This is a genomic window from Nocardia sp. NPDC051900 (genome assembly GCF_044452545.1).
GTDB classification, from domain to species: domain Bacteria; phylum Actinomycetota; class Actinomycetes; order Mycobacteriales; family Mycobacteriaceae; genus Nocardia; species Nocardia sichangensis.
Window position 1 is genome coordinate 5,251 of record NZ_JBITBU010000049.1, and the last position, 4,662, is coordinate 9,912.

8 protein-coding genes and 1 pseudogene are annotated in these 4,662 nt (G+C 68.6%); all 9 read left to right on the forward strand.

Annotation, left to right across the window (positions count from 1 at the left end):
• Positions 1-825, forward strand: a pseudogene (locus ACIA5H_RS37070) (hypothetical protein); the annotation flags it as partial.
• Positions 822-1,172 carry a hypothetical protein gene (locus ACIA5H_RS37075; RefSeq protein ID WP_364599089.1) on the forward strand — a complete coding sequence of 117 codons (351 nt, stop codon included), beginning with the start codon at positions 822-824 and terminating at the stop codon, positions 1,170-1,172. The pseudogene ACIA5H_RS37070 and the gene ACIA5H_RS37075, both read left to right, overlap by 4 nt.
• Positions 1,169-1,555, forward strand: coding sequence for a hypothetical protein (locus ACIA5H_RS37080; protein WP_364599086.1), 387 nt, complete (start codon positions 1,169-1,171; stop codon positions 1,553-1,555). Before ACIA5H_RS37075 ends, ACIA5H_RS37080 begins: the two co-directional genes overlap by 4 nt.
• A complete protein-coding gene (locus ACIA5H_RS37085; protein ID WP_397080968.1) occupies positions 1,552-2,520 on the forward strand; it encodes a DNA translocase FtsK in 969 nt (322 codons plus the stop codon). Before ACIA5H_RS37080 ends, ACIA5H_RS37085 begins: the two co-directional genes overlap by 4 nt.
• Positions 2,517-2,897 carry a hypothetical protein gene (locus ACIA5H_RS37090; protein ID WP_397080970.1) on the forward strand — a complete coding sequence of 127 codons (381 nt, stop codon included), beginning with the start codon at positions 2,517-2,519 and terminating at the stop codon, positions 2,895-2,897. The genes ACIA5H_RS37085 and ACIA5H_RS37090 overlap by 4 nt, the downstream gene beginning before the upstream one ends.
• On the forward strand, positions 2,890-3,195 hold the full coding sequence (locus tag ACIA5H_RS37095; protein ID WP_397080972.1) for a hypothetical protein: 306 nt from the start codon (positions 2,890-2,892) through the stop codon (positions 3,193-3,195). The genes ACIA5H_RS37090 and ACIA5H_RS37095 overlap by 8 nt, the downstream gene beginning before the upstream one ends.
• Positions 3,188-3,724, forward strand: coding sequence for a hypothetical protein (locus ACIA5H_RS37100; RefSeq protein WP_397080974.1), 537 nt, complete (start codon positions 3,188-3,190; stop codon positions 3,722-3,724). Before ACIA5H_RS37095 ends, ACIA5H_RS37100 begins: the two co-directional genes overlap by 8 nt.
• 219 nt (positions 3,725-3,943) lie before the next feature.
• Positions 3,944-4,315: a hypothetical protein gene (locus tag ACIA5H_RS37105; protein WP_397080976.1), complete on the forward strand. Its 372-nt coding sequence runs from the start codon at positions 3,944-3,946 to the stop codon at positions 4,313-4,315.
• Complete coding sequence (locus tag ACIA5H_RS37110; protein WP_397080977.1) at positions 4,315-4,557, forward strand: hypothetical protein; 243 nt, start codon at positions 4,315-4,317, stop codon at positions 4,555-4,557. The genes ACIA5H_RS37105 and ACIA5H_RS37110 overlap by 1 nt, the downstream gene beginning before the upstream one ends.
• Positions 4,558-4,662: the final 105 nt, after the last annotated feature.

Sequence of the window (4,662 nt, forward strand, 5' to 3'; positions counted from 1 at the left end):
GTCTATATCCCGAAGACCGACCCCGCCACAGGTGAATACGCCCGGAACAAGAACGGCAACCTCATCGGGAACGAGAAGTACCTCACCGAACCCGAGAACATGCTGTGGGCGAAGGCCGCCGCCGAAGTGTGCCGCCGCCTCGCGCCCGACGTGCTGCTCGGCATCTCCCGCACCGTCGAGGACATCGAGAGCGAGCCCGAGCCGGTGCGCGTGAAGTCCGAACGGGTGTCACCAGCCGAGGCGCTCGCCGCCGCGAGTGCCCCGGACGAACCGGCCGAACCCGTCAAGACGTGGACACCGTCCGCCGAGGCGGCCGCACCCCCCGAGCAGCAGGCAGACACCGAGCAGACCGAGCCCGCCGATCCGCCGATGACCAAGATTCAGCAGCGCAAAATCGGCCGACTGATGAGCGAACGAGGCATCACCGACGACGCCGAGATTCTCGCCGAGATCGGCCGGTTCCTCGGCCGCAAGATCGCAACGCCCGCCGAGGTGACCCGCGGCGAGGCCATTCGGTTCCTCGCGCACCTCGAGGACAACCCGCCCGCGCCCGCGACCGCCTCACAGGAGGGCGAAAAACCGGACATGCCGCAGGTAGACGGCTCGGTCAAGGCCTCTCCCAAACAGATCGCGGCCCTCAAAGCGGCCCTCAGACGAGACAACGTGCTCGACGAGGGCGAGCGGCTCGAATGGGTGCGCAACGCCATACACCGCCCCGACCTCGCCACGCTCGAGGATCTGACCGCCGAGCAGGCCGAGCAGATGACGAGGTTCCTCGTCCAGGCGCAGGCCGCCGACGCCGCCGCGAAGAGGGCCGGTCAGTGAGCGACCACAGAAACTACCGCGCCATCGCCGCCGCGCTGCTCGCCGAAACCGCCGATGCCGCGGCGGAGGCGGCGACTCTGGCCGGGTCCGGGGGCGTCGACTACCCGGTCGCGACAGCGACCGTCACGCAGGCCGCCACCGCACACGCCTTGCTGTATCTCGGCGACCGGCTCGTCGAGCTCATCGAGCAGCAGCGGCTCGCGAACGTCATCGCCGCCCGCACCCCACGGGAGGACGGCATGTATCCCGTCGAACTCCGGTCGTGGGAGCGCGAAACCGACGCGGGCGAGTACATGCGCGAGGCGATCATCCGCATCGTTAGCGACCCGAGCGAGGCCACCCGATGACGCATACCGATATGCCGCCTCACATCGCCCGCCCATCGACGGATCTCGTCGGCCCGATCGTCCATTTCCGCGGCCAACCCGTCGCCGTGACGAGCTCGCCGCCGCGCGACACCAGCGATCCGCGCTATGACGCGTGCACTGATCATCACCTCGCCTGCGACTGCCGAGAGGCCGAGCAGAACGAGCAGCTCAGCGAGAACCGCTTCAGCCGGTTCGAGCTACGCGACCAGCTCGCAACCGCGCTCGCCGACCACCCGACGTTGGTGATCCTCAACGGCGAGCAGCGTCCTGACCTCTGCTGCCAGTGCGACGGATGCCGGTTTGCCCGAGCGGTCGATCTCGTGCCCTACAAGAACTTTCGCTACGTCGGGAGCAACGCATGACCAGTCTCACCGTGGGCACCGCCGACCTACGCCAAGCTCTCACCGCGGTGCTCCCGCACGCGGGCGTCGACAAGGACCTGCCGGAGTACAACCGGGTCCGCTTCACGATCGACCGCGAGCACGTGACCGTCGCCGCGACGGACCGGATCACGATGGCGTTGGCGATCGTGTCCATCTGGGATTCCGGGCACGAGGAATGCGTCGTCGAGCTGCTGCCGCACGACGCGAAAAAGCTGCTCACCGTGTTCAACGCCAGCGCCAGCAAGGGCGACGACCCCGAGTTCCGGCTGCGCCTGGACATCACGGCCGACCAGCTGACCGCGACCGACTGCTCGGGGATGGGCGCGGTCCTGGGTGTCGACGGCCGGGCGTTGCGGATCCCGCGGTTGCCGACGGGCGACATCCTCGGCACCGTGGCCGGAACGATCGCCGCCGCGCACGAGGCACAGTCGGCGCTACTTCTGAACATGGACGTCAGCGGCGAGAAGCTCGCGCGGTTCAAAGTCGCTGCCACCACGTACGAGAAGCACGTCAGTGTCGAAGCACGCGGCGAGCACCTGCTGTTGATCAGCTGCGGTGAGAGCTTTCTCGGCGTCCTTTCCGCGCGCCGTCGCAGCGAGGACGACACCGCGCAGGCGGCCAAGCAGGCGCAAGCCTGGTCCGAACGCCTGCCCGACATCCTCGCCGCCGATCGCCTCGACCGCGGCGAGGCCGCCGACCGCGAACGCTACCAACGCGCCATCACGCTCGTCGTCAACGCGCAGATCGCATCGACCGGGCTGCTGCAGCGCCGCCTCGGCATCGGCTACGCCAAGGCCCGGGCGCTGATCGAACGCATGGAAGAGGACGGCGTCGTGGGCCCGACCAAACTCGGCACCAGCTCGCGCGACGTCCTCGTATCCGCCGCCGACTTGCCCGGACTGCTGGGCGAGTCGAGCGATGCGGAAACGGAGCAGCAGCCGTGACCGACCAGACCACCGCCCCGACCGTGCCCGACCACAACCACCGCCTGACCGACGAGGATCTGCGTCGGATCGCCGAGGACCCATGGATCACATGGGCCGTCGAAATCCCGCGCCGCATCGCGGCCGAGCTGCGCGAGCTGCGCGCTCGCGTCGCCGAACTGGAAGCACGCCGCCCCATCGGCCACATCGTCGGCTACCGCGAACCCCGCGGCGAATGGTGGATCAGCTACGAGGGCAAGCCCTTCACTCGCGAGGAGGCCACCGACGACCTCCACGACGCCTGCAACGACGTGCCCGGCGTCGACTGGCGCGTGCTCACCGTCTACGACGAGACCGGCGAGCCGTACCAGGCACAGGAGGAGGCCGATCGTGGCTGACCAGAAACCCACTACCCCGGCCGACGAGAAAGTCACCAACCGCGGATTTGTCCACTGGGAGCCGATCGTTCCCCGATCCGACCGAGGCGACGGCACCGACACCGTCAGGTTCTACGAGTCCAGCGGGGCCGCCTCGATCCGAGGCACTCTCGACAACCCCGTAATCATCGAGGGCCCCTTCGCATGGCTCGCCGTCGGCGACAGCACCGCCCACCTCACCGCCGCCGAAGTCGCTCGACTACACGACTACACCGGCCGCTGGTTGCAGCGACACAACCCGGAGGCCGCCGGTGACTGACACGGCTCGCGAGCAGACACCGCTGCAGGCCGCGCTCGTCGAGGCCTGCGAATTCGCCAAGCGGCACGGCGTCACCGACTCGATCACACCGGCCGACTTCGGCATTCAGCGCAGCGAACCCGGCATCACGCACGCGACATACGTCAGCGGAGAACACGTCGTCAGCGTGACCATCGGCGGCGGCGGGACGATCAGCTTCGCTGTCGCCGAACTGTTCTGGGTGCACGACGAAGCCGACGAGAACCGTGATGCGTGCCCAGATTGCGGCGAGTGCATCCACTGCGGCGAAACCCAATGCGAATGCGTTCCGCCCGGGCGACCAATGGTCGACGTGTATTTGCCCGGTCGCCCGATGGTCGACGTCTACCTGCCCGGCGACGCACCGGCGGAGGTGGATCACTGCCCGCCGGCGGTCCTCGGTGACAGCGATCCGGTCGCTCGAGACTTCGCTGACGTGGACCCAGAGGAGCCGGAATGGATGCTCTACCCGCCCGGCGACGCACCTGCGGAGGTGAACGCCCATGGCTGAGACCCCGGATTGCACTTGCGATCTCACAACGGGATGCGGTGAGTACGACGAGGCCGGGTGCCCGGCGTGCCGTGACTCCGACGTGTACGAGCCGTGTCCGGTGTTCGGGTTCATGTGCGGGCTACCTGGCGACCCGCCGTGCGACTGCTGCACCCCGGAGCAACAGCAGATGACGCACCGGTACTACGCCGAGTCCAGCTCGCGGAATCGCGAGGCGTCGTGAAGTCGCCCGACGAGTACGAGAGGACGGCGCTCGTCGGTGCGCCGTTCTCGAACTCGACCGAGTCCGAAGTGTGGTTCTACAACGTGTGCGCCGGCGGCGGCGTCGAGGCGCGCCGTTGCGTCAACGATGACGACGAGTTCAACCCGTGCCCGCTCGTCACGCTCGCCGTGCTCGGCCAGACGCCCGCTGAATGGGTCGACGGCCGCACGGCGAGCGGCGAGGCGCGCCTCGCCGACCGATGCACCGAGAAGACGACGCCCGCCGAGGCGCGCCGCGAGGCCAACATCAAGGCCGCGGCCGAGGAGCGCGCCGTCATCGAGGCGCAGCACTACGGGCCGCTGTTCGAGCTACCGCCGGGGGTGACGTAGTGCCCCGGATTCATCGGATACGGGCCGCGACGATCGCCGAACTACGCGATCTCGCCGCACGTGCCCGCGCCGAGACATTCGAGCCCGGCTGGCCCTACGACGAGCGCGGGCCCGCTGTGTGGTCCGACTGCGTTCACGGGCTGCTCGGCGGCGCGCTCGGCGACTACTGCGCGGCAATCCATCCCGACCTGTTGGTGACGCTGCTCGACGAACTCGAGCGGCTGCTTAAGGAGGTGCCCTAGTGGCCCGTGACCTGGATCCACGGCAGCACGTTCGCGTGCACTCCGGGATGCCCGAGCACCCCAAGGTCGAACCGCTGTCCGACGCCGCTTTCCGGGCCCTGATGT